At 36.6% G+C, this 18,885-nt stretch carries 31 protein-coding genes, 1 tRNA gene, 1 rRNA gene and 1 pseudogene; 6 read left to right on the top strand and 28 right to left on the bottom strand.

The window, feature by feature from the left end; translation table 11 throughout:
• Nucleotides 1-7: 7 nt before the first annotated feature.
• The 22 genes from CJ239_RS07110 to CJ239_RS07010 all read right to left on the bottom strand — a co-directional run bounded on the left by CJ239_RS07110 (nucleotide 8) and on the right by CJ239_RS07010 (nucleotide 11,885).
• The gene (locus CJ239_RS07110; protein ID WP_102211049.1) at nucleotides 8-1,720 is read right to left on the bottom strand and encodes a terminase TerL endonuclease subunit; all 1,713 of its coding nucleotides are present in this window, start codon (nucleotides 1,718-1,720) and stop codon (nucleotides 8-10) included.
• Complete coding sequence (locus tag CJ239_RS07105) at nucleotides 1,713-2,198, bottom strand: hypothetical protein (RefSeq protein WP_102211048.1); 486 nt, start codon at nucleotides 2,196-2,198, stop codon at nucleotides 1,713-1,715. The genes CJ239_RS07110 and CJ239_RS07105 overlap by 8 nt, the downstream gene beginning before the upstream one ends.
• Before the next feature lie 137 nt (nucleotides 2,199-2,335).
• Nucleotides 2,336-2,656, bottom strand: coding sequence for an HNH endonuclease signature motif containing protein (locus CJ239_RS07100; RefSeq protein ID WP_102211047.1), 321 nt, complete (start codon nucleotides 2,654-2,656; stop codon nucleotides 2,336-2,338).
• A gap of 264 nt (nucleotides 2,657-2,920) precedes the next feature.
• Nucleotides 2,921-3,463, bottom strand: coding sequence for a site-specific integrase (locus CJ239_RS07095; RefSeq protein ID WP_001028147.1), 543 nt, complete (start codon nucleotides 3,461-3,463; stop codon nucleotides 2,921-2,923).
• Nucleotides 3,464-3,571: 108 nt separating this feature from the next.
• The gene (locus CJ239_RS07090) at nucleotides 3,572-4,036 is read right to left on the bottom strand and encodes a hypothetical protein (protein WP_102211046.1); all 465 of its coding nucleotides are present in this window, start codon (nucleotides 4,034-4,036) and stop codon (nucleotides 3,572-3,574) included.
• Nucleotides 4,018-4,371: a helix-turn-helix domain-containing protein gene (locus tag CJ239_RS07085; protein ID WP_102211045.1), complete on the bottom strand. Its 354-nt coding sequence runs from the start codon at nucleotides 4,369-4,371 to the stop codon at nucleotides 4,018-4,020. The genes CJ239_RS07090 and CJ239_RS07085 overlap by 19 nt, the downstream gene beginning before the upstream one ends.
• Nucleotides 4,368-4,613 carry a hypothetical protein gene (locus CJ239_RS07080; protein WP_102211044.1) on the bottom strand — a complete coding sequence of 82 codons (246 nt, stop codon included), beginning with the start codon at nucleotides 4,611-4,613 and terminating at the stop codon, nucleotides 4,368-4,370. Before CJ239_RS07080 ends, CJ239_RS07085 begins: the two co-directional genes overlap by 4 nt.
• Nucleotides 4,613-4,873, bottom strand: a complete 261-nt coding sequence (locus CJ239_RS07075) for a DUF1372 family protein (protein WP_102211043.1) — start codon at nucleotides 4,871-4,873, stop codon at nucleotides 4,613-4,615. The genes CJ239_RS07080 and CJ239_RS07075 overlap by 1 nt, the downstream gene beginning before the upstream one ends.
• Complete coding sequence (locus CJ239_RS07070; protein WP_102211042.1) at nucleotides 4,870-5,067, bottom strand: hypothetical protein; 198 nt, start codon at nucleotides 5,065-5,067, stop codon at nucleotides 4,870-4,872. The genes CJ239_RS07075 and CJ239_RS07070 overlap by 4 nt, the downstream gene beginning before the upstream one ends.
• Entirely contained in the window at nucleotides 5,067-5,306 is a 240-nt protein-coding gene (locus CJ239_RS07065) for a hypothetical protein (protein ID WP_102211041.1), read from the bottom strand. The genes CJ239_RS07070 and CJ239_RS07065 overlap by 1 nt, the downstream gene beginning before the upstream one ends.
• Complete coding sequence (locus CJ239_RS07060; RefSeq protein ID WP_102211040.1) at nucleotides 5,306-5,704, bottom strand: hypothetical protein; 399 nt, start codon at nucleotides 5,702-5,704, stop codon at nucleotides 5,306-5,308. Before CJ239_RS07060 ends, CJ239_RS07065 begins: the two co-directional genes overlap by 1 nt.
• Nucleotides 5,701-6,405: a DUF1642 domain-containing protein gene (locus tag CJ239_RS07055; RefSeq protein ID WP_102211039.1), complete on the bottom strand. Its 705-nt coding sequence runs from the start codon at nucleotides 6,403-6,405 to the stop codon at nucleotides 5,701-5,703. The genes CJ239_RS07060 and CJ239_RS07055 overlap by 4 nt, the downstream gene beginning before the upstream one ends.
• The gene (locus CJ239_RS07050) at nucleotides 6,383-6,691 is read right to left on the bottom strand and encodes a hypothetical protein (RefSeq protein WP_102211038.1); all 309 of its coding nucleotides are present in this window, start codon (nucleotides 6,689-6,691) and stop codon (nucleotides 6,383-6,385) included. Before CJ239_RS07050 ends, CJ239_RS07055 begins: the two co-directional genes overlap by 23 nt.
• 12 nt (nucleotides 6,692-6,703) lie before the next feature.
• Nucleotides 6,704-7,789 (bottom strand): PcfJ domain-containing protein, encoded by a 1,086-nt coding sequence (locus CJ239_RS07045; RefSeq protein ID WP_257994480.1) that lies wholly within the window; start codon nucleotides 7,787-7,789, stop codon nucleotides 6,704-6,706.
• 266 nt (nucleotides 7,790-8,055) lie between these two features.
• The gene (locus CJ239_RS07040; protein WP_102211036.1) at nucleotides 8,056-8,532 is read right to left on the bottom strand and encodes a Cas9 inhibitor AcrIIA9 family protein; all 477 of its coding nucleotides are present in this window, start codon (nucleotides 8,530-8,532) and stop codon (nucleotides 8,056-8,058) included.
• A gap of 105 nt (nucleotides 8,533-8,637) precedes the next feature.
• Nucleotides 8,638-8,868 (bottom strand): hypothetical protein, encoded by a 231-nt coding sequence (locus tag CJ239_RS07035; protein ID WP_080979988.1) that lies wholly within the window; start codon nucleotides 8,866-8,868, stop codon nucleotides 8,638-8,640.
• 14 nt (nucleotides 8,869-8,882) lie between these two features.
• The gene (locus CJ239_RS07030; protein ID WP_102211035.1) at nucleotides 8,883-9,653 is read right to left on the bottom strand and encodes an ATP-binding protein; all 771 of its coding nucleotides are present in this window, start codon (nucleotides 9,651-9,653) and stop codon (nucleotides 8,883-8,885) included.
• A complete protein-coding gene (locus tag CJ239_RS11750; RefSeq protein WP_167345199.1) occupies nucleotides 9,647-9,805 on the bottom strand; it encodes a hypothetical protein in 159 nt (52 codons plus the stop codon). Before CJ239_RS11750 ends, CJ239_RS07030 begins: the two co-directional genes overlap by 7 nt.
• The gene (locus tag CJ239_RS07025) at nucleotides 9,793-10,596 is read right to left on the bottom strand and encodes a phage replisome organizer N-terminal domain-containing protein (RefSeq protein ID WP_102211034.1); all 804 of its coding nucleotides are present in this window, start codon (nucleotides 10,594-10,596) and stop codon (nucleotides 9,793-9,795) included. The genes CJ239_RS11750 and CJ239_RS07025 overlap by 13 nt, the downstream gene beginning before the upstream one ends.
• A 14-nt stretch (nucleotides 10,597-10,610) precedes the next feature.
• A complete protein-coding gene (locus CJ239_RS07020; protein ID WP_102211033.1) occupies nucleotides 10,611-10,823 on the bottom strand; it encodes a hypothetical protein in 213 nt (70 codons plus the stop codon).
• 80 nt (nucleotides 10,824-10,903) lie between these two features.
• Nucleotides 10,904-11,161: a hypothetical protein gene (locus CJ239_RS07015; RefSeq protein WP_102211032.1), complete on the bottom strand. Its 258-nt coding sequence runs from the start codon at nucleotides 11,159-11,161 to the stop codon at nucleotides 10,904-10,906.
• Nucleotides 11,162-11,174: 13 nt separating this feature from the next.
• The gene (locus CJ239_RS07010) at nucleotides 11,175-11,885 is read right to left on the bottom strand and encodes an ORF6C domain-containing protein (RefSeq protein WP_102211031.1); all 711 of its coding nucleotides are present in this window, start codon (nucleotides 11,883-11,885) and stop codon (nucleotides 11,175-11,177) included.
• 59 nt (nucleotides 11,886-11,944) lie between these two features.
• Here CJ239_RS07010 and CJ239_RS07005 point away from each other — a divergent pair, with 59 nt between their 5' ends.
• On the top strand, nucleotides 11,945-12,154 hold the full coding sequence (locus CJ239_RS07005) for a hypothetical protein (RefSeq protein ID WP_102211030.1): 210 nt from the start codon (nucleotides 11,945-11,947) through the stop codon (nucleotides 12,152-12,154).
• Between the two features lie 11 nt (nucleotides 12,155-12,165).
• Here the strand turns inward: CJ239_RS07005 and CJ239_RS07000 are convergent, their stop codons facing one another.
• Nucleotides 12,166-12,396 carry a hypothetical protein gene (locus CJ239_RS07000; RefSeq protein ID WP_102211029.1) on the bottom strand — a complete coding sequence of 77 codons (231 nt, stop codon included), beginning with the start codon at nucleotides 12,394-12,396 and terminating at the stop codon, nucleotides 12,166-12,168.
• 3 nt (nucleotides 12,397-12,399) lie between these two features.
• A complete protein-coding gene (locus tag CJ239_RS06995; protein ID WP_102211028.1) occupies nucleotides 12,400-12,609 on the bottom strand; it encodes a helix-turn-helix transcriptional regulator in 210 nt (69 codons plus the stop codon).
• Nucleotides 12,610-12,895: 286 nt separating this feature from the next.
• Between CJ239_RS06995 and CJ239_RS06990 the strand changes: the two genes are divergently transcribed.
• The 4 genes from CJ239_RS06990 (at nucleotide 12,896) to CJ239_RS06975 (ending at nucleotide 15,862) form a co-directional block, all read left to right on the top strand.
• A complete protein-coding gene (locus CJ239_RS06990) occupies nucleotides 12,896-13,276 on the top strand; it encodes a helix-turn-helix domain-containing protein (RefSeq protein ID WP_102211027.1) in 381 nt (126 codons plus the stop codon).
• On the top strand, nucleotides 13,267-14,040 hold the full coding sequence (locus CJ239_RS06985; protein WP_257994478.1) for an ImmA/IrrE family metallo-endopeptidase: 774 nt from the start codon (nucleotides 13,267-13,269) through the stop codon (nucleotides 14,038-14,040). Before CJ239_RS06990 ends, CJ239_RS06985 begins: the two co-directional genes overlap by 10 nt.
• Nucleotides 14,041-14,052: 12 nt before the next feature.
• Entirely contained in the window at nucleotides 14,053-14,538 is a 486-nt protein-coding gene (locus CJ239_RS06980; RefSeq protein ID WP_102211025.1) for a hypothetical protein, read from the top strand.
• 175 nt (nucleotides 14,539-14,713) lie between these two features.
• Nucleotides 14,714-15,862: a site-specific integrase gene (locus CJ239_RS06975; protein WP_102211024.1), complete on the top strand. Its 1,149-nt coding sequence runs from the start codon at nucleotides 14,714-14,716 to the stop codon at nucleotides 15,860-15,862.
• Between the two features lie 262 nt (nucleotides 15,863-16,124).
• On the opposite strand, the gene CJ239_RS06970 is transcribed toward CJ239_RS06975, so the two are convergent.
• Both CJ239_RS06970 and comW read right to left on the bottom strand, forming a co-directional pair.
• The gene (locus CJ239_RS06970; protein ID WP_001832534.1) at nucleotides 16,125-17,411 is read right to left on the bottom strand and encodes an adenylosuccinate synthase; all 1,287 of its coding nucleotides are present in this window, start codon (nucleotides 17,409-17,411) and stop codon (nucleotides 16,125-16,127) included.
• Between the two features lie 230 nt (nucleotides 17,412-17,641).
• On the bottom strand, nucleotides 17,642-17,878 hold the full coding sequence (comW, locus tag CJ239_RS06965) for a sigma(X)-activator ComW (RefSeq protein WP_180958235.1): 237 nt from the start codon (nucleotides 17,876-17,878) through the stop codon (nucleotides 17,642-17,644).
• Between the two features lie 438 nt (nucleotides 17,879-18,316).
• Between comW and CJ239_RS06955 the strand changes: the two are divergent.
• Nucleotides 18,317-18,473, top strand: a pseudogene (locus tag CJ239_RS06955) (ISL3 family transposase); the annotation flags it as partial.
• A 75-nt stretch (nucleotides 18,474-18,548) separates the two neighbouring features.
• Here CJ239_RS06955 and CJ239_RS06950 read toward each other — a convergent pair.
• Both CJ239_RS06950 and rrf read right to left on the bottom strand, forming a co-directional pair.
• Nucleotides 18,549-18,622, bottom strand: a tRNA-Asn gene (locus CJ239_RS06950).
• A 5-nt stretch (nucleotides 18,623-18,627) separates the two neighbouring features.
• Nucleotides 18,628-18,743: ribosomal RNA gene (gene rrf, locus CJ239_RS06945) — 5S ribosomal RNA — on the bottom strand.
• Nucleotides 18,744-18,885: the final 142 nt, after the last annotated feature.

Raw genomic sequence — 18,885 nt, 5'->3', positions numbered from 1 at the left:
CTTCACCTCAATCAAAATAATAACTCAAGTCTTCCTTGAAATTTTCGTAGCAAATAAACGCATCTAACTGACTAGCAAATACGTCAATCTTTTCTTTTGCCTTTTCTTTATTTGGAAATACATTGTTATTCGCATCGATTTTGACACGAACATTTGCATGGTTCCAAGTTGCCACAGGATCGTCAAAGATGATTTTCCCCATCTTAGCTTTTTCTTTATACACTTTTAAAGGATTGGATAAGCTCTTGACCGTTTGTGGAATGTCGTGACATATATCTCCGTAGTAGTCATTAATTAAGCGAATAAGCTCTTTTGCATTCCAGCGGTCATATCCGACTGCAACTGGTAAGATTCTATTCTCGCTCATAAACTGCCTTAACTCTTCAAAAATATAGGCTTGGTCATTGTAGTCCAACTCATGAACATGAAGCTGTCCACTAAGCTCCCACTCAGCGTATTTGTCCCTTAGTTCTTTTGGAAGTCCTTCAATCGTATGACGTGGCATGAATTTCTTGTTCAAATACTGACGCTCTTCGCCACGCACCACCATAAATGAGACCGAACAAATGTCATTGACATCCGACAAGTCAACACCAAGTACACAGCGAGCACTCCGTTCCTCATTTCCGACAAACAAACTCTTATCAAACTTATCTGACCAACCCTTACACTCTTCATTACTGAAGTAAGCAAGATAGTTATTAACAGGGAGATTAAATGTTTTAGCCATCAGCTCAGCCTGTTGTGCTGGATCATTCTTGCTCATTTCAATATCCTTGGCAATCGTCTCCTTCTCAGTCGTTATACCAAGTAAAGGCATAGCTTTCTGCCACATATCTGGATTGTGAATTTCAGAAACATCATCCAGCTGATAAATCCAAGGCATGACCGAATCATTGACAATCTTTTCATCAAGAATATCTACCCAAATGTTGTAATACTTATCAAAAAGCTTGTCTCGTTTCGTCCCATTGGTGGAGATATACCAGGTTATCCAATTTTTTCGCTTACGACTAGAACCATCATTCACAACCTTGATAAAGTCATCATCATAAGTGTGCACTTCATCAAAAATATTGTAGTGAGCATTAGTACCATCAAGGCTTTCATAGTCGGAAGTCTTGATTGACATAAGACTATTAGTTGTCTCGTACAAGATACCTTGTTTAGTTGACCGTAGTATGTCAGCCTCACGCATATAGTGTAGTAAGCTCTCTTCGTTCGACAGCATAGCTCTAGAAGCATTAAACAGATAGCCAGCCTGTTCACGACTATAAGCTAGAAGCTGAATATCAGCTCCCCACTCACCGTCAATAATCTGCCCAACCTCACCAATAGCAGAACCAAGGGTGGTTTTTCCTGTACCACGAGGTACAATAATAGGCACCTCATGAATGAGACGCCTTTCTTCAAAATCTTTATATTCTTCAAGTGTATCGGGATTTGTTTTTGTAACTTCAACTGTATGATAAAAACCCCACGTTGTTTCTAGCCAGACCTTTTGAGGCAAAGCCAAGCGTAACTTTCCAGCAAGACCTTTAGTGTTGCTGCACTCTTCCTCAATGAACTCAATCCGTTTGTCAGCTTCCTCTTGTTTAAAGATGTATTGCTCCTTGTACCTCTCTACTCGTTTAATCGACTTCATCGTAAGTTCACAAACACGAATCTTCCCTGAGTAGATCAGCTGAGCATATTTATCAAAATATCTCATCTCAACCATATCGAGCCAACTTCTCCTGGATTATTTCTTTGAGGCTATCACTCTGTGGACTTTGCTTTTCAATCGTTGACATAATCTGCATGTTTAGCTTTTGATACTTTTCCATTCCATCAAGTAAATACTTATCAGGTAGCTCACCGTCATTGATGACTTTATTGATTTCAAGCTGGAAGTTTTCAATCACTTTTTGATTATGATTGTATTGAGTTTTTAAATTTTTCAAACCTACTGAATCATTGTCATTGATTTCAAGCATTTTTTCTTTTGGAATCAACTTGAAAGTCTTACGAGATAGTTCAACACGTTCTTCTCTTGTATACTTTTGCCGTTGATTTGCCAGCTTTTCTAACTCTTTGAACTGACTTTTTGTGATATTCGACCGAGTTTCTTCAAATATGCCTAGCTTTTTTCGATACCTGGTGAGGGTAGCACGACTTATTCCTAGCTTTTCTAAAACTTCATTGATTTTCAAAATCATGCTCCTTTCTTGTATCAATTTTCGTCATTTTTGGGGGAGAGGTATATAAGAGGATTGACACCGTTATTATTTTGGGTGTGTGAAAATTTTAAATAGGGGGGATCTGATAAAAATCAAAAATCCAAAAAATAAAAAAATCAAAATAAATTAATATTCCGATTTTCTAAATTTAAATTTATTTTACTTTGAAATGTTTTTGTATTATGACACTCGAGACAAAGTAATTGCAGATTATCTTCGTTGAGAGTAATAGACTCATCTTGATAATTAGTTTCATCAATCTCTATAATGTGGTCAACAATGCTCTTGCCATGAATTAAACGTCCACACATATCGCATCGCATTCTTTTATGATATCTGACTTTATTTCTTAAAGTTCTCCATGGCTTGGAGTTATAGAACCTAATCTGCCAAGCTCTGAACCAGCCTGAGTGTTTAGGATTTTTAAAATAAGCCATTGCCTACACCACTCCTTCAACTTCTGGATTTTCACATGATACAAATATATCAGATTCATTTTGTCAATTCTATATCTTTTTTTGACAAGATTTATTTTTGAGTTTTGAATTTATGTAAAATATCTCTGTTGAATTAGTTATATCTTATATTTTATCCAATTTTGTTTCACACTCAAAAACTAGCACGGACAATGCTTCAGGCCCTCTTCAAAATATAAACTAGAAAATTCCTCGTTATGGATAGTTGAGAAAATCAAAAAAATATTAGAGGCTAAAATTACTCATCTTAGTATCAAGTTCATCTTGCCTCACACAAATATAAATTAGTGTGACTGCTGGACTTGAATGATTGAATAGTGACATCAAGTCTGCAACGTTCTTGTACTTCTTGTAGTAATGATAGCCGAATGTTTTCCGCATAGTATGAGTACCAACATTATCAATGCCTAAGTCTTCAGCAGCTCTTTTAAGAAACCAGTAAACCGTCTTATAGCTAAGTGCCTTGTTCTTTCCAACACGACTCTGAAATAGATACTCATGTAGTTCTTTATCTTTGACAAATTCCCTCAATTCATTCTTGAGTGGTCTTGTCATTTTGATGCTCTTATATTTCCCCGTTTTCTGTTCTCTAACTTTAATGTGCCAGCCTTGAACATCTTTAACCTTTAGTTTGAGAATATCGCCAACACGAAAACCTGTATTGATTCCCAAAAGAAATAACATATAATACTTTTCATTCCAAGATGATAGATAGTCCTTCATGGCTTGGATATCATCCTTGTCTCTTAATGGTTCAACAATATTCATAGTTTTGCTCCTTTCACAAAAAAATAAAGCACTAAGATTTTCTTAGTGCTTTGGATAGTATCAATCTATCATATTCATTTTGTCAATGCTATACATTTTTTTGACAAGTTACATGAACAATAACTTTGAAAGTGTATCAAGAATAACTTCACGTCTTCTGTAAATCTGCTTGCTATGCCTATACAAGTACCCAGTTTCGCCGTTTTCCATAATGTGCCAGACTTGAATCCAGTCGTATCCAGTATGTTCTCCCCAACGAAGATAAAAGATTTTTTTGTCATCTGGTTCTAGATTTTCTAGTAATTGGGAGATAGCATTTTGGAGATTTTCTAGTCTTAAAATCATAGGATCGCTTGCATAAGCAACCACTAGATTCTCCGACCTGTTGACGAATGTTCCGCTTCCACTTGCACCAGTATCATCAATACCAGGAACAGTGAGATGTTTCACTTTGTACAATCGTTCTAGTTCATGCCTTCGTTGACCGATAAGTTTGTCAATCTTCAAGTACTTATCGTCGAGTTCAAACTCAAGATAATCCCTTCGTGCTTTTGTTAAGTTCTTTTTGACCAAACCTTACCTCCCATGTATCTTTTACTTTTAACCCACTTGATAAGCTTGCCATCGTTATTATTGTTAAAATAATCTGGCAATCTTGCTGTTGGACTTTCTTTGTAGACCACTTTTTCAACGACCTGGACTCCAGGCATCATTTCATCATCTATCCATCCAACAAGCCACGCAGGGTTTACATCATAGGTTTTAGCAATCATTTCAATTTGCTTAATCGACGGATATCCACCCCGTTCGTACAAATGAATTGTATTTTGAGAAACACCTGTCTCTTTCGCCATCTGACAGACGGAAAGACACAAGTCCTCTCTAAGTTCTTTCAATCTCAGTTTCATCTTGCTCTCCACTTTCTAGTATTAGCTTTTATGAACTCAGCCTGCTCTTGCATCTGCTTCCATTCATAATCCATGATGATTTCAAGTTGATTGTTACAAAGACCTTTTAAGAAATCATTTTGAGCTTCTAGTTTCTCAATATCTTTATAGGCCCTTTTATACAGTTCATCTTCCAGAAATCTAATGCGCTCTGCCATTGCTTCCTGAATGATGATGTAAGTTGGTTTCTTGTACTTTGTCATTACAATCTTACCTCATCTCCTATTTTTAGAGATTCATAGTTTGTTTTAGTAACTACGAACACTCCGTAATTTTGTACTGTGATAGTGTACATGTCGCCAATCTTCTCCCTTTGTAAGACTCTGCCTTTGATTTCTGCGCCTTGATTGTCAGCTTTATAGACGACAATCGGACGCTTTGCTTCTAGTTTTTTAATGTGGATACTCTGCCAAATATTTAATCCAGCAGACAATAAAATCCAGATTGCGATAAAACGTTTCATTCTGTGTCCTCTCTTCCATCTCTTACTTTTTTCAAATAATATTTATATATTTCATTGTCGGTATGTTCATTTACTAACTTTTCAAGTGCTTTATTGACTACTTCAGACACGCTTCCATAACTACCATATTCTTTAATGGCTTCGACGTGGTCATATAGATCTTGTGTAATCGTTGCTTGTATCTTTCTAGGCATCACTCAACCTCATTTCCTCTCATGAATTTTGGCATGTTGCCAGAGTATTCCTCGTATAACCAATACTTTCTACAACATTCATCGTAATCATAAGTTTTTTTAATTTTTAATTTTTGTTTGAGCGTTTTTTTATACTTTTTCGGGCATGGAATGGAAAAACTTTCATCATGGACAGAAAACCAAGCTACAAAAAATCGATAAGAATATTTGTAGTGTTTTCTTTTTTGTCTAAGATTCATCACTCTACCTCCTCGCTCTTAATTTCTACATAAAGTAAGTTCATATCAAAACCACTCTCGATAAATCTGTGTGTGAGTTCTTTGTTAATTCCATTTCCTAAGTGATTATAAACCACATGCACATTGATATCTGAACCTAAATATTTTCTCAAACGATCGCGATTATCCACATAAAAGTCGATATTTCGTTTTCGTTGTTGATAAGGCTCGCCTTTATCTATATCTCTAGTACACCACATTAGTACCTTTGAAATGACATCATTCTTTGTCAAACAATCTCTTAAAGAAAAGTATGTGTTTGTTTTTGGGATGAGAATAAGTTCTAATTGTCTGTTTATAAATGAGTCAGGAAAATAACTCATAAGCTTTTTCAATTCTTCAAAGACTTCATTATTCATCGCTCAACCTCCTCCACTTCAAATAGTGGACTATTAAACACTTCACCAAAACCAGAATATTCCAGTTCCTTTCGTGTAAATTTTTCGTTGTTTTTCCCATTGTTAAAAAAGTGGAATCCAGTTTCTGTTTGATTTAGATAATCATCTGTATTTTTTAACTTGACTTTGTATTTTGGCTCTTTCTCAGCCTCATAGTCAGTCAACCACGCTCGAGCGAAAAGTTCTTGGTTGTTTTTGTCATTAAGCCATTTCTTCACGAATTCGCTTTTTTTAGCGTAGAGATGGATTGTGTTACTATCTAGTGCATCACGCAAACTAAAATCTTTTAAAAGTTGGCATTCGAAAATCCAGTCATCCATAAAATTAGGTAGAAGCACTTTATTCAATTCTTGCCGAATCTTATCAGCATCTTTCAATTGATTGCCAACCCACGCTCCCTCAAGTTTGCCTTGCTCGTAACCACTACGGTATTTCATCGAACCGTAGTCGTCCCCTAATTCTTTTAGAATGTCATTAAGCCATCTGGTTTGAGTTGTTGGATCAAACCCTCTAATTCGACGAACGACATCTTTTAATTTGAACGGCAACGGTTCTGGCTCGTCCAAAGACCGTAAGTCTTTCAAAACTAAATCAACCGAGGTCATTTTTTTCTTGCTAGCTTTAAATTTTTCATATCGTTCAATTAGTCCCTGTATGTTCATTCTCAAACTCCTTGCTTTCAATTTTTCTAATATCAACAACGTCTTCAAGATGTTCTCTTGAACACCACTTGTTTTTTATACACTCTCTAATGAAATTGTTTTTATAAAAACAATGTTCTATGTAAGCAATTGGAAATAATAAGGCAATAAATGGCGCACACACAAGTAGAGACAAATAAATTGCTACTCTTCCAAATTTTGAATCAGCAATATACTCGTAAAACTCAATAGGCCCGTTTATTTTTCGCAAGTGCCTGATAAAAATAATATAATTTTTTCTTTTCATCCTTCACACCTCCTACGCTGATTTTTGTACTAATTTCGTTTGTTTCATCCATTCCTTGGCTATGTCCCAGACTTCAGCTGGTACATCTTGGTTATACTTGCCACGAAATTGGGCTATCTTCCCCTGCCTTACTTCGAGTGTGTAAAGAGGTTTTTTAGGTTGATTTGACAGGCGGACAAACACTATTAAGGTATTACCTTTAAAATGCTTATCTGTGTATGAGCTTACGCAATGATGTAGTTTCTTGCCCTCATAGATCAGCTCAGCCACTTTTCTAGGAACATGAAATGCGTATCCATTGATTGTCTTATCCATTCCTTCTCTAAGTTTAAACTCAGCTTCAAGTTGCTTGCGTTTCTTCTTATCTTCCAGTTTTTGTTTTTCTTCGACGAATTGATTGTATAATCCGACTGTGTGATTATGCATGGCTGTGAAATCCTTTGGCACAAGCATAGCATCACCTTCAGGCTCAATGCCCATTTCTCGTAGCATCTTGAGATAGTCAAGGTATTCATTGAAGTCAATATGATTCTTGATAACCCAATTCTGAAACTTATTGATCCCGATACCTTTCGGTATATGCTTGATATCGTGGTAAGTCAGATAAGACTCAATGCCAGGCACTAGTTGGCCGTTCCGTTCTTTTAATCGACGGCTCAACTCAAATTCATTAAAACTACGATTTGAATTCTTGAAAAATTGTTTATTCTTCTGAAGCCATCTGCGATTCAAGGTTCGCATATCTACGTTTTTGGTGAATCCAGTGTAACCTGGATTCATGATTTCGTTGGCCAATTTGTAAGCATGAATTTTCTGAGCAAATTCAATTTCAAACTTATATTTGTAAAGCCGTTCAATTTCCCAGTAGCAAATATTCCCGAACTTCAAATATTTGAGTTCAGATACCTTTTTAAGTTTTTCAACCCAGTTGTTTGGATAGAATTTATTACCTGTATAATATCCTCCTCTAAAGAAATTAGCGAAAAGATACGGATAAAATTGTCCGTTGTAATCTTGGCCAATCTTCACATGTTTGTCATTTTCAAATCGCTCCAAATTTGTAAATTGCCAATCGATAAACTGTTTTCCTTCAACCAACTTCGACCTAAATTCATAAGATTGGATCTCAATGCGCTTCGAGGTACTGAGAATGATAGAGAAAAAGTAAGTCTTGTCATAAAAAGTGAGCCGTGACGACTTTGTCAGTCGCTTTTCAATACAATGACCAAGGTTCAAATCTGAAGCGATTATAGTCTTGTCCTTATTGGTCCATTTGTACGTTGTGATTTGCGAATAGCACCAGCTCCAGAAGTTTGCAGGTGGTTTCAATCGTCTATCGGCTTCTCGCTTGCATTGTTCATGTTTCATTCATCCAAGAAATCGAAAATGCTCATTTGCTTTTCGACTACTCCTTTCTCTTTCTTAATTTTAGGTTTCATGATGATATCATCATCTGGACCAGCGCCTTTCCTAATTTTGGCGACATCAACCTTTTCTTCAGGAGAAGCCTGAGATTTGTCTTCCTTTTTCTTCTTGACGGGCTCAACAGGCACCTGCTGGATGTTAGATACTTGTGAATTTGAGATAAAGTACTCTCTAACCCATCTGAAGACAGTAACATCATCGATACAAGCGACTCCGTTTTCAGCAAATTTACGAGCTTTTTCTTTAGCATGGCTTAAAGCACACTTCAGAGAGTATCGCTCTTTTAAGATTCCTTTAAATAATTCCTCATCCTCCTGATCGCATATCCAGTTATGAACACGGTCAAGTGCGGTATCATGTGGTTGATTTAATTCCTCCAGCAACTTAGCCAGAGCTTTTTCTTTAATGTCATTCATATTATTTTCCAAAAAATACGACTGCCTCTGTGTGTGAGTTTGGCTAAATACGGGCAGTCGCTCGTCCAGGTCACACGACCGATTGACGCATATTCTAGCTCGCTTTTAACGTGGTTCTCGGCACGTTGATTTTGTCGCTAAGTAATAGCAATCTACAGCACCATAATCAAAACGTACATCGTCTTTTCCGATATATTTTTTAAATCTTGGTCTGGTAATGCCTGAGAAAGCCCATTGATGGTCTTTCATCCGTTCGATAAGATCATCCACATTGTTAAAACTTCCAAGGAAAAACTTGCGGTGCCCATTGTAGATGAAATAGAGTTTTAATAACAAGAGACACCGCCTTTCTAGAAATAATCTTTCCTTTTGTTTTTCAAGTCATTAAATACCATCAGATGATCATTGTCTACACCTTTCATCAACCGACTCATAAACGGCCGACCGTAGCGTTTCTGAATTTCTTGTGCAGTCAGATTAGTCGTGATAACCGTATTAGCCCTTTTGTTGAGAATATTGTAAAGAATACTAAAGGACCACTCACTGTCCTTCTCCATACCAAGATCATCCAAAACCAAGAACTTAGCACTAGAGATTTTATTGACCAGGAACTCTTCCTGACTAAAGTCCGCCTTGATTTTCATTAACAAGTCAGTGACATTGATAAAAATAGCAATTTCTTTTGTAGTTTCTGATAAGGCTTTCATAATGGCAAAAGCAAGATGGCTTTTACCCGTTCCAGCTTCGCCTTGAAAAACAACATTGTTTCTCGCTCCACCAGCCCACTCTCTACAAATTTTTTTGGCAAACTTCAACTTTTCAGCTTCTTTTTCAGTCGGTGTGTCAAAGTTATCAAGAGTAGCATTTTTCAGTACATCATCATAGAGAGAGAATCTCTCAAGATAGAACTTCCGCTCTCGTTCATGCTCAGCATCAGCCAACTCATTGACCTTTATTTGATTCTCTGCATGGATCCGTTCCGATTCACATAAGCGACAAAGGACATCATTTGTCCGGAGGATTTTGATCAAGGGAATCCCATGCTTTTCGCAAATTTCAGCCTGTTGTTCAGTATTTCTATGGTAAGATAAGGCCATCTCCTCGAGTGCATCAGTTACCATGATACCTTACCCCCACAAGCTTTCCAGCTAGCCATATCTGACAAGCAAGCAGTAACGGTAGAAAGAGGTTGTTTTATAAGCAAAGATTTCTTTTCGTCGCTGATCGGATAAAAGTCATCTTCAAATTGCTCAATAAGTTCTAAAATCCCCATTCGTCCTTAGCCCCCTGTTCTGATTTTTTTTCATTTTGTTGTCTTCCTTGAAGATGGGAGTTCTTGCTATCTTTATATTTTTGGTCATTATCATCTACCTGTTCAATAGTTGTAAAACCTTTCTTTTTCCAATTTTCAAGAATCCCTCTCAGATACTTGAAACTAGGTTGATAAACCTCAGAAGTTATCTCCACTGCACGGTTCAACATATCAAAACTCATTCCATCAAGTCCCACATAATCCAACAACTGTTGATGTTGTTTATCGTTAATCCGAATACGGCTATGTTTCAAATTTTCAGATAAGCTGGAACTAACCATCGTCTTATTATTTTCTTTTTCTATCTCTGTATCTATATCTTTCTCTATATCTATATCTCCGTTACGCTTTGTTACATTGTTGTTACATTGTAACGCCAATTGATTCTCTCGAAACTTGCGAACCCTTCTGGCGCTTGCGGTTTCACTACCTACCATCTCAGGAACTTGCTCTAAAAAATAATCGCGGTCAGAGCTTCTAGTCAATAACCCTTTACTTTCCAAGAAAATCAAAGTAATTTTAATATCTTCGACATTCTCATCAATGACAAGAGCGATTTCTTCAGCTAGATTGTCAGCAAGTCCATCATAGTAGATGTGCCCGCCGTCTTCTAGGCTAATCAACATCATTTTGAGATAGATGATAGTATGCGTATCGCCACCTGCAATCTTACGAAGTAGTTTCATTTCTTTAGACTTGAAAAAATCCTGAGCTAGTTGAATCCAGTAGTATCGCTTGTTTTTAACTACCATTGATACCCTCCGTTTTAATCCACAAATGTTTCTTTTCGTGTCACGGGATCAATATCCACACGGCGACCTGTTTTAAAGTCGATAAACCCTTTTTCAACTTGCGGCGCTTGAAATTGAATCTTCTTTTTCTGTCTCATGGCCATTTTAAGCTTGATATTCAACATCAGCGATTCAATCAATACTACTGATACTAGTGTACCTACTGCGATAATTTGTAAATTGTTCATGTTTTTTATCCTCTTTTTGTGCTATAATATAGTCAAATAATTTTGCTAAGACCTTGTCCAGAAGCCTTTTAGTAAAGTTATTATATTTGATTAGAGAGCCATTCTTTGATGGCTCTTTTTGACCATTTCTTACCAGGTAATTCCTTTGGAAATCCCTTTAAGTAACGATAGTTGAGTGAAAATGTATCATAGTTGATGCCTAGAAAATCGCAGGTAGTGCTCACATCCATCAACTCTGGATAGTGATCACTATCTTTTTCTATTTCGACCAATCTTGTTAGTGTGTCCTTGATAATCGATTTAATCCAGTCAGATAGTGAAACTAGAACATTGTCCATCTTCTTCCCCTTTCTAGACTTCGTCAAATGAATTCAATTTCATGATTTTCATCTTGGTATTTGTGCTTGGCTCCCACGTCATCCAGTAGGCCAAGGCTGCATCTGCGAATTTTTTCGGTAGCAAGTCATAGCGACTAATGTTGAAGTGGTCTTTAAAGTCAATCTCAGCTTGTCTAAATACTGATTGAGCAAAAATCTTATCCGCATAAGCTGGACTATCAATACCACCAAGGCAAGCCACAACCCGAGCCTTGCGCTTCTTCAGTAGCGACTGAGCATAGCTTGGGTGAATCGGTTGCTCACTCTTGAGGTAGTCAATATCTTCCAACATAGTCGCCTGCTGTTCACGCAACTTCTTCTGACCAGTAAACAGAGCGATGAAAGCATCTTCATCCAAGTCCTCTCGGATAAATCCGCCTTGTTTTCTAATAGCTGGCAAGACCTCTGATGTCACCCAACGCTTGAACTCTTTTGCTTGAGGCAATTTGCTGGATAAAATGAGAGAGTAGAGACCAGATTCATTGATGATCAACATATCCTGTGTTCCACCACTAGTAGGGATGCCCTGTTTTAGGGCGTCCTCTTCATCAACATGAAGAGCAATCGCATTTCTAGCCTTGCTGTATCCTAGGATGTCTGCGACATCTTTCCCGACGAACCAAGGCTCGCCATCAATTGTCAAAGTACGGACTTCCTGCCCGTGAAAATTAAAAATTTCGTTCATAGTATTCCTTTCTACGCTCTCTCCTTTTGCTATAATATAAGCAGAAAGGAGGTGAGAATATGAAACAATTCATCAAAGATTGTTTTGATGAAAGTGATGAGAATGATTCAATCACAATCACTTTCTCAAATGGTGATAAAATTGACTTTTTCCAAATATATGATGATTGCTCTGACACTGCGAATCATATAGTTCTTGTCGAAGTTAAAACAGATTTTCGACATCTAGTCAATCTTGATTATGTAGTACACATTCGTTCAAATGCGTAATCTTTCAGCACCTAATTGTCATGATTAGGTGTTTTTTGTTGCATAGCACGTTTTCTGATAGCTTTCCTCAAACAATCAGCTAGGTGAAGCATATCAGGAATACTCCATCCCTTGATGGAAGCAATAGCCCCTAAAGCTTCATAATAGGTTTCTGTATGTGCCAAAACATCGTCAACCATATTTTCAAAATGTTTCTCAATGATTTCTTTGATGAGATCGTTATTTTGTTTCTTTTCGTTCATATCCTACTCTCCTAACTCAACCCAAGTTTCGTCAATTCCTAAAACGTCGCAAACTCGGTTTTTTAATTTGTCGCTACCTTTACCATATTTCAATAATTCTGAAATGGTAGGTTTCTTCACTCCACAAGCACGAGCAAGGTGTGTTTGTGTCATTCCTTCTGAATTCAGTTTATCCTTAACTAACCGAATCCATTTTTTATGTTGTTGGCTCATCCCTGACCTCCTTTTTAAAAAATTATCTAAAAAGTTAGCGAACTGCTTGACAAATTCTAAAACTAGTTTTAGAATATAGACATAGAGAAAAGACCTACTAAAAGTAAGGTTCTACCTAGAAAACGGACGCCAATCAGTTTTTGTTAGGCTTTATTTTTTAGTTGTCTTGTTCGCTAACTCTTTAGCTTACGAATACTATTTTAAAACTAGTTTTAGAATTTGTCAAGGTTTTTTATAACTAATTTTAAAATATTTTTTCGTAATGCTTAGAAAGGTTGAAATATCAATGTTCTTAGCATTCGACAGAATTAAAGAATTGGCTGATAAACAGAAAATTTCTTTAAATATTTTAGAAGAAAAGTTAGGATATAGTACAAATTATCTTTATAGTCTAAAAAAAGGTAACCCAAAATCTGACAGACTACAAGAAATAGCCGATTATTTTGGTGTTAGTACAGACTACTTATTAGGTCGTACCGAAAATCCTAATCTTGCAGATAGTCAGAATGATCCTGCTGTAGATAATCTCACAAAACAAGCCATTGTCCTTTTTCGTAAGGAAACTGAAGGTCTTTCAGACTCTCAAAAAGAGCGATTTAATACAGCTCTTGAAGGGTTGATGAAAACAGCAAGACAACTAATTCAAGACGACTCTAATTGGAAGTAGGTGATTTATTGGAATACAATCCATTGACAAGGGAACAGTATTTTAAATATCACAACAAGGCTTATCAAATATTAAGCCAAATTGAGAAAGAAACTGAAAGTATTAGTTACCATGATGTTATTAAATATTTTGAACAACGTTATCCAATTTTATTTAATTTCATTGACTACGACGAGATGAAAGAATACTATCCAGAATTACAAGACTATCAACCTACTGATAAAGATATTAAGTATAGAGGGTTGGTTTCTAATCAAACAGTCACATATACTGATAGAGTATTATGTGAAAGTTGTGCTGGATTGACTATACCTGATCTAGACCTAGAACGGTATATCATCTATATCAATCAACACACTAATACTAAAGGGCGTGTTATTTTTACAATATTGCACGAACTTAGCCACATATACTGTCATCTTGCTAACGCTCAGCATCAGCCTATCTATATGTCGCTTATGAGTAAAAATGCTAGCGAAAAGTACCCAGAAGAGCTGATTCTAATAGAAAAAGAGGCTGACACAGTCGCCTCAATCTTATACTTAACAGATGAACGACTAAGGAAAGCACTCATTACAAGAGAATCCTTTGAGTCTATACAATATGAAACTAACATCAGTAAGCCAGCTCTACACAATAGACTGATGAATTACTTGATTTATAACTTACAATATGCTGAAAGCTATGCCCTCAAACTCGTCTTGAATTACAGACAAGGTGGAGAGCAGATATTCAATATTTTAAGATTACATAAGAATATTTAGGAGGTGTATATTATGGTTTTTTGGTTTTTGTTGGCTCTACTATCAGCTTTCTTTCTCTATAAAAATATCAAACAAGGGAAAAAGGCTTGGAAAATACTATCTGGATTATTTCTATCCATCTCTCTACTCTTTCTATTAATAAGTACAGTAGGAAATAACAACGAAAAGAAAAAAGAAGCAGCTTTAGAAGATTATTATTCTATTTATGAAAATTATATCAAAGATAGAGATAGTGATATAGTTGACATTAAGGTTGAGAAAAAATCTGAAGAAATCAGAATAATCTATCCCAAATCTATTAATACCCTTAGTAGCTCAGATATGACTGAAAAATTTAAAAAACCATTGGCTCACTTACAAGTGACCTTTGATTCATGGAAAAAAACATCTGATTATGATTTCAAAGAAACCTACTATCCTCGCTTAGCTTTCTATGATGAGGATGGGAATGTAATTGCTACAACTAGCACATTACAAGGAAAAATTTACTTAAAATAACAAAAAAAGCCCCACAATCGCCCTCGCCAAAGTTTGATTGTGAAGCTTATCCTGTATAAAAATCAGCCATTAAAAAGGCCTCTTTTCTATACCCTATTTTACACCATGAAAGGGGTGATGTCAATATTCTCAATGTTTAGACCTTGTCCAGAAGCTGATAAACAAGGAGAATACAATGAAATATAATAAAACAAAATACCCAAATATCTATTACTATGAAACTGCAAAAGGCAAACGTTATTACATCAGACGCTCTTTCTATTTTCATGGTAAAAAGAAAGAGATTACTAAAAGTGGTCTCACAACCCTTCCACAAGCTCGTGCAGCCTTGACAGAGATTGAGCAACAAATCCAAGACCAAGAACTAGGTATCAATACGAATCTAACGCTTGATCAGTATTGGGATATCTATTCTGAAAAGAGATTGTCAACAGGGCGCTGGAATGATACTTCTTACTACCTCAATGACAATCTCTACAAGAACCATATCAAGCCAAAGTTTGGTTCTGCCATGCTTAAAAATTTGGATAGAAATGAGTATGAACTCTTTATCGCTGAAAAGTTGCAGAACCATACTAGATACACTGTCCAAACCCTCAATTCCAGCTTCATGGCATTTCTGAATGATGCCGTTAAAAATGGGAATCTGCTCTCAAATCGCTTGAAAGGTGTTTTCATCGGCCAGAGTGATATCCCTGCTGCTAACAAGAAAGTGACTCTCAAAGAGTTCAAGACCTGGATAGCAAAGGCAGAAGAAATCATGTCAAAACAATTCTACGCTCTAACCTATCTGACCATTTTTGGGTTAAGAAGAGGAGAAGTCTTTGGATTGCGCCCAATGGACGTCACTCAGAACGACAGCGGACGGGCTATACTGCATCTTAGAGATAGTCGAAGCAACCAGACCTTAGAAGGGAAAGGAGGGCTTAAAACGAAGGATTCAGAGCGATATGTCTGCCTTGATGATATCGGAACGGACCTTATCTATTATCTGATAGCTGAAGCTTCTAAGATTAAGCGAAAGTTAGGGATTATCAAGGAACAGCACAAGGATTATATAACTATCAACGAGAAAGGTGGTCTCATCAATCCAAACCAGCTAAATAGAAACTTCAATCTAGTGAATGAAGCAACGGGATTGCATGTAACACCTCACATGATGCGCCACTTCTTCACGACTCAAAGCATTATTGCAGGGGTTCCGCTTGAACAATTAAGCCAGGCGCTGGGGCATACAAAGGTTTATATGACGGATCGTTATAACCAAGTTGAGGACGAACTTGCTGAAGCGACAACCGACCTATTTCTTAGTCATATTCGCTAAAAAGTCCCCGCCACAACCTCAAAAAGTCCCCGCCAATTCCCCGACCAAAATCCGAAAAATACCGTAAAATATCGGAAAATTATTTTTAGAATAGTCCCAAAAAGCCTGAAATAGAGCCAAAAAACTCCACCAGTCCCGGTGGAGTTAAGGGAGATTATTATGAAAAAGAAAAGTTTAGGATATTTGTTACAACAAGTTAGGAGGTCTTCTTGTAACTGTCTATAGTATACCCGACCTATCTTAAACAAATCTTAAAAATCTCTTAGGACCAAACACTTTCTAAAATATTTGTTTGTTCACGACCAGGACCTACTGAGAAAGTAGAAATACGAACGCCAACCAACTCGCTCACACGACGAACATAGTTACGCGCATTCTCAGGAAGATCTTCCAAATTACGAACTCCGGTGATGTCTTCTGACCAACCTGGCAACTCTTCATAGATAGGCTTGCAACGTTTCAATTGCTCAAGACTAGCTGGATAGTAATCAATACGTTGACCATCCAGATCATAAGCCACACAGATTTTCACTGTATCCAAACCACTCAAAACATCGATAGAGTTCAATGAAAGGTTAGTAATACCAGAAACACGACGACTATGACGCATCACAACTGAGTCAAACCAACCCACTCGACGTGGACGACCAGTTGTAGTACCATATTCATGACCGACTTCACGAATACGTTCTCCCACTTCATCAAACAACTCAGTTGGGAAAGGACCATCTCCCACACGACTCGTATAAGCCTTACATACACCTACAACCTTGTCAATCTTGCTTGGACCAACACCTGAACCAATTGTCACACCACCGGCTACAGGGTTTGATGACGTAACGAATGGATAAGTACCTTGGTCTATATCTAGCATAACACCTTGTGCACCTTCAAAAAGCACACGTTTACCGTTATCAAGTGCATCATTCAAAATGACAGATGTATCCGTCACATACTTCTTGATTTGTTGACCATATTCATAATATTCCTCAAAAATATCATCAAAAGCAATCGCTTTACTGTCATACAATTTTTCAAAAAGACGATTCTTTTCAGCAAGGTTACGTTCTAAACGCTCACGGAAAATATCTTTATCTAAAAGATCTGCGATACGAATCCCAACACGAGCAGCCTTGTCCATATAAGCTGGACCAATTCCCTTTATTGTAGTCCCAATCTTATTGTCGCCCTTAGCCTCTTCTTGCAAACGGTCTAACTCAATATGATAAGGCAAAATAACATGCGCGCGATCAGAAATACGCAAGTTATCAGTTGTCACACCCTCCTCATGAAGATAGCTCAACTCTTTTACAAGAGATTTAGGATTTACAACCATACCATTCCCAATAACAGAGATTTTTTCAGGAAAGAAAATACCAGATGGAATCAAGTGCAACTTAAATTTCTTACCATCAATCACAATCGTGTGACCTGCATTATCACCACCTTGGTAACGTGCAATCACCTCTGCATTCGCTGAAAGGAAGTCTGTAATCTTCCCTTTACCTTCATCACCCCATTGGGTACCTACAACAACAACTGAAGTCATAATCTTGTCTGAGCCCTCAGGCTCTTCCTTTCTCACATACATGGCAGGAATCTCACCCGCAATTATATCTTACAATTTATTATAAGAAAAAATCGCCTTTTTATCAAGAAGAAACAATAGAAAGATTTGCTATTTCCAACTATTAAAAAATAATTTAGAAAAATAACCAGCTATTTGTTATTATCTTTCCATAAAAAAGTAGATTTGTTCGGAAATTTAATCAAACTGTCTCAACAAGAAATAAAACCCCGATTCATTATCATCTTTTCAAGATACAAACGATAAGCAACACGATAATGGTAAACGATAAAATCCCTACGACACCCAATGCCATATCGAACTAAATAATAAATCAAAAATTTAAAATGAAAATGTTCCCATTCCCAATTATTATCAAAGAAAGTAGCATACTCTTCTTCGATACTGTCATAAAAATCAGTCATCTGATCATAAATACTTTGTAGCATAAGCATACACTCCTTTACTTTTTATGACCTTATTCTAACAAAAAATTATAAACAGTTATTAACAATTCCTGAATTGTACAAATACCAACCTCAACAAGATAAAAATAAGAAAAATTGACAGAATAGAATAAATACCTTATATCAAAAACAAACTATTAAATCCCTAAAAATAAATAAATTCCAAATGATTTACAAAATTATCCTACTCTGTTTCAATAGTAATAAATATTTCTCGAGAGTTCTTCAACGAACTTGAGTCAGAACTATGAAGTGATTGAATAGAAATGAAGTACCATAATAATTAAGAAAAAGACAAGGTTCTATAATATTTGTAGTGGTTAAATCCCCTGTGGATATTATGGAACCTATTTTAGGGTAGAAAAAAATTCCATAAGATTTATAATGAAAAGCCACCAAACCATCATTACAAAGAATCATATGGAACAATTACACTTTATCACAAAATTACTAGACCTTACAGATCCTAATTTCTAAATTATGGATATCATCAATAGGGGTACATACTAAGATTCCTTTTAAGTGCTATCATTGTTCTAAAATGATGGTAGCCGAGACCTATCTCGTCAAGAAAAATATCACTTGTCATTAGGTGCGAGACAGATTATTAATTACAAAACAAAAAGAGGTCGAAACCTCCTTTAATTAACTACTCCGCCAGTAGGACTCGAACCTACGACATCATGATTAACAGTCATGCGCTACTACCAACTGAGCTATGGCGGAATAAAGCTAAGCGACTTCCATATCTCACAGGGGGCAACCCCCAACTACTTCCGGCGTTCTAGGGCTTAACTTCTGTGTTCGGCATGGGTACAGGTGTATCTCCTAGGCTATCGTCACTTAACTCTGAGTAATACCTACTCAAAATTGAATATCTATTCAAATCAAGAAAACCATACGCTTTCATATTCTCAGTTACTTTGGATAAGTCCTCGAGCTATTAGTATTAGTCCGCTACATGTGTCGCCACACTTCCACTTCTAACC

This window comes from Streptococcus sp. UMB0029 (assembly GCF_002871495.1).
Classification (GTDB): Bacteria; Bacillota; Bacilli; order Lactobacillales; family Streptococcaceae; genus Streptococcus.
The sequence above is the reverse complement of the archived record's forward strand: the minus strand, read 5'-3'. Positions and strand labels throughout refer to the sequence as shown.

What these genes read in the sequence shown, in the direction of transcription:
- CJ239_RS07005 (WP_102211030.1), top strand. Translation starts at nt 11,945, where the DNA reads ATGAAACAATTCATCAAAGATTGTTTTGATGAAAGTGATGAGAATGAT.
- CJ239_RS07000 (WP_102211029.1), bottom strand. Translation starts at nt 12,396, where the DNA reads ATGAACGAAAAGAAACAAAATAACGATCTCATCAAAGAAATCATTGAG.
- CJ239_RS07040 (WP_102211036.1), bottom strand. Translation starts at nt 8,532, where the DNA reads ATGAATGACATTAAAGAAAAAGCTCTGGCTAAGTTGCTGGAGGAATTA.
- comW (WP_180958235.1), bottom strand. Translation starts at nt 17,878, where the DNA reads ATGCTACAAAGTATTTATGATCAGATGACTGATTTTTATGACAGTATC.
- CJ239_RS06980 (WP_102211025.1), top strand. Translation starts at nt 14,053, where the DNA reads ATGGTTTTTTGGTTTTTGTTGGCTCTACTATCAGCTTTCTTTCTCTAT.
- CJ239_RS07025 (WP_102211034.1), bottom strand. Translation starts at nt 10,596, where the DNA reads ATGGTAGTTAAAAACAAGCGATACTACTGGATTCAACTAGCTCAGGAT.
- CJ239_RS07015 (WP_102211032.1), bottom strand. Translation starts at nt 11,161, where the DNA reads ATGGACAATGTTCTAGTTTCACTATCTGACTGGATTAAATCGATTATC.
- CJ239_RS07055 (WP_102211039.1), bottom strand. Translation starts at nt 6,405, where the DNA reads ATGAACATACAGGGACTAATTGAACGATATGAAAAATTTAAAGCTAGC.
- CJ239_RS07070 (WP_102211042.1), bottom strand. Translation starts at nt 5,067, where the DNA reads ATGCCTAGAAAGATACAAGCAACGATTACACAAGATCTATATGACCAC.
- CJ239_RS07010 (WP_102211031.1), bottom strand. Translation starts at nt 11,885, where the DNA reads ATGAACGAAATTTTTAATTTTCACGGGCAGGAAGTCCGTACTTTGACA.
- CJ239_RS07075 (WP_102211043.1), bottom strand. Translation starts at nt 4,873, where the DNA reads ATGAAACGTTTTATCGCAATCTGGATTTTATTGTCTGCTGGATTAAAT.
- CJ239_RS11750 (WP_167345199.1), bottom strand. Translation starts at nt 9,805, where the DNA reads ATGGGGATTTTAGAACTTATTGAGCAATTTGAAGATGACTTTTATCCG.
- CJ239_RS07050 (WP_102211038.1), bottom strand. Translation starts at nt 6,691, where the DNA reads ATGAAAAGAAAAAATTATATTATTTTTATCAGGCACTTGCGAAAAATA.
- CJ239_RS06990 (WP_102211027.1), top strand. Translation starts at nt 12,896, where the DNA reads ATGTTCTTAGCATTCGACAGAATTAAAGAATTGGCTGATAAACAGAAA.
- CJ239_RS07100 (WP_102211047.1), bottom strand. Translation starts at nt 2,656, where the DNA reads ATGGCTTATTTTAAAAATCCTAAACACTCAGGCTGGTTCAGAGCTTGG.
- CJ239_RS07105 (WP_102211048.1), bottom strand. Translation starts at nt 2,198, where the DNA reads ATGATTTTGAAAATCAATGAAGTTTTAGAAAAGCTAGGAATAAGTCGT.
- CJ239_RS06975 (WP_102211024.1), top strand. Translation starts at nt 14,714, where the DNA reads ATGAAATATAATAAAACAAAATACCCAAATATCTATTACTATGAAACT.
- CJ239_RS07085 (WP_102211045.1), bottom strand. Translation starts at nt 4,371, where the DNA reads ATGAAACTGAGATTGAAAGAACTTAGAGAGGACTTGTGTCTTTCCGTC.
- CJ239_RS07110 (WP_102211049.1), bottom strand. Translation starts at nt 1,720, where the DNA reads ATGGTTGAGATGAGATATTTTGATAAATATGCTCAGCTGATCTACTCA.
- CJ239_RS07020 (WP_102211033.1), bottom strand. Translation starts at nt 10,823, where the DNA reads ATGAACAATTTACAAATTATCGCAGTAGGTACACTAGTATCAGTAGTA.
- CJ239_RS07065 (WP_102211041.1), bottom strand. Translation starts at nt 5,306, where the DNA reads ATGAATCTTAGACAAAAAAGAAAACACTACAAATATTCTTATCGATTT.
- CJ239_RS07060 (WP_102211040.1), bottom strand. Translation starts at nt 5,704, where the DNA reads ATGAATAATGAAGTCTTTGAAGAATTGAAAAAGCTTATGAGTTATTTT.
- CJ239_RS07080 (WP_102211044.1), bottom strand. Translation starts at nt 4,613, where the DNA reads ATGACAAAGTACAAGAAACCAACTTACATCATCATTCAGGAAGCAATG.
- CJ239_RS07030 (WP_102211035.1), bottom strand. Translation starts at nt 9,653, where the DNA reads ATGGTAACTGATGCACTCGAGGAGATGGCCTTATCTTACCATAGAAAT.
- CJ239_RS06970 (WP_001832534.1), bottom strand. Translation starts at nt 17,411, where the DNA reads ATGACTTCAGTTGTTGTTGTAGGTACCCAATGGGGTGATGAAGGTAAA.
- CJ239_RS06995 (WP_102211028.1), bottom strand. Translation starts at nt 12,609, where the DNA reads ATGAGCCAACAACATAAAAAATGGATTCGGTTAGTTAAGGATAAACTG.
- CJ239_RS07095 (WP_001028147.1), bottom strand. Translation starts at nt 3,463, where the DNA reads ATGAATATTGTTGAACCATTAAGAGACAAGGATGATATCCAAGCCATG.